General features: G+C 62.6%; 1 pseudogene. It reads right to left on the bottom strand.

The features are described 5' to 3' along the window. Window positions 1-1,309: pseudogene (locus C482_RS17655) on the bottom strand (transposase); the annotation flags it as partial.

Raw genomic sequence — 1,309 nt, 5'->3', positions numbered from 1 at the left:
ACCGAAACCGGTGGTCGGGCGACTGTGTCTCTGCGAGGAACGTCTTCAGCTTCTTGAACCCGTTTTCGATACCCCAGCGCCGCTTATACCGGGCCATTACCCGCCCGATCTGGTGCTTCATCTCCCGTTCGTCAGCAGGATCGGTGTCTACCCACGGCAGGTTCGTCTCGAAGGGCACCGTCGGCGCTTCGACTCGTGCCGGCTCGTCAATCTCCTCCTCGTCCGCTACTTCATCGAGAAGATTGCTCAACGGCGAGTCGCCGTCACGATCCGCCGAGAGCGGTGTTGTATCGCCGATNATGAGTTCCTGGCGAATCGTCACGTCCGTGCCGTCATCGGCCTCGTCTTCTCGTTCCCACTCGCGCTTCGGGAGGTAGACCGCCTTCCGAGTCGGTCCATCGTCGAGTCGCTCCTGCTCGACGACGTCGAAGTCTTTGTCCTCGCTGGCGAGCTTGGCAATCTGGTGTTCGTGGTCGCTGCTGGACCGCACCACACCCGGATTCAGGTAGTGGACACCGTGGTCCTCGCAGGCGTCTTTGACGCCGTCATTGGCGAACTCGCGGTCCATCATCACGAGGTCTAAGCCGGGGACGATGTCGGTTGCACCGTCGAGGAGATCGTCCACGATGTCGGCCCGCTTTCGACCACGTTCGACCGGGATCGCATCAAGGATTAGCGGCACATCGTGGCCGACGAGNGAGGAGATCGTCCACGATGTCGGCCCGCTTTCGACCACGTTCGACCGGGATCGCATCAAGGATTAGCGGCACATCGTGGCCGACGAGTTTGATGACGGCCCACTGGAAGAACGGCCCGTTCTCGCCCTTGTACCCCAGAATCCACGGCTCCTTGTTTTTCCCGTTGCTGTCGCGCATGACTTTGCCGCCCCACGGGTTGCCCTTCGTGAGGTCCAGAGCCGCCATCTGCGTGCGCCCCATCGTGTCCGTCGATTTCGCCCGTGCAACCAGCGTCCGGGNCCACGGGTTGCCCTTCGTGAGGTCCAGAGCCGCCATCTGCGTGCGCCCCATCGTGTCCGTCGATTTCGCCCGTGCAACCAGCGTCCGGGCACTCTCGCGGAGCATCGTCCGAATGCGCTCGACGCCGAGTTCTTTCGTCTGGAGTCGGTGGGAGTCGCCTGACGGTGTTCGATCCCGCGTGGAGTCTTCCGCGAACGACTGCGCACCGTCGTTCGGATGCATGTCGGTCCGCATTCCGAGGTAGGACTGCTGTTCCCAGAACGCGCCCTCGGGGATCGAAGCGTTGTCGCCGCGATCGAGGGAGAAGCAGTCCTCAACGATCGGTTTCGCGC

The organism is Natrialba chahannaoensis JCM 10990, assembly GCF_000337135.1.
Taxonomy (GTDB): domain Archaea; phylum Halobacteriota; class Halobacteria; order Halobacteriales; family Natrialbaceae; genus Natrialba; species Natrialba chahannaoensis.
Note: the sequence above shows the minus strand (reverse complement) of the source record. Positions and strands in the feature narration are given on the sequence as shown.